Here is a 497-nt window from a genome sequence, read left to right as displayed (position 1 = left end):
GACAGTCCCAGGCGCGAGGCAATGGTCTCGTTGGCCATTACAGCGATGGCCCCGTAGAACGGTGCCGAGGTCAGTGACTGGGCCGTCCAGGTGATCAGACCGAGTGCGCTGGCCGCGACCGGGTGCAGACCGTGGTGCACCGGCAGTGACATCGGTGGGCGCAGGAATCCATGCACCGCCGTACCGATGACCAGTAGCGCGATTACCACCACGATCGCGGCAACAGCCGTCGGAGACAGCGCGTTGAGCGCCCGATGCACAAGCTGCAGGATCACGGTGAACGAGAACACCAGGGTCAGCACCAGCCCGCAGACCCCACCAATCATGAACGACACGGCTGTCCTCGCATACGCCCACCGCGATGCGCTCGATATCCACACAAAGGAGACCGCAAGCAACGCCAGGACATTCGCGGAGTCCACCACCGCCAACGGAACGATCGAGAACAACGAATTCATAGCCCCGTGATTGTGCAGCAGCACGCTCACAACCGGCTG

At 62.8% G+C, this 497-nt stretch carries 1 pseudogene; it reads right to left on the bottom strand.

Features of this window, described 5'->3' with window-relative positions:
- Positions 1-482, bottom strand: a pseudogene (locus K7711_RS47110) (hypothetical protein); the annotation flags it as partial.
- Positions 483-497 lie beyond the last annotated feature (15 nt).

This window comes from Nocardia coffeae (genome assembly GCF_019890715.1).
In the GTDB taxonomy this organism is placed as follows: Bacteria; Actinomycetota; Actinomycetes; order Mycobacteriales; family Mycobacteriaceae; genus Nocardia; species Nocardia jiangxiensis.
This window is presented reverse-complemented; position numbering and strand designations above follow the sequence as displayed.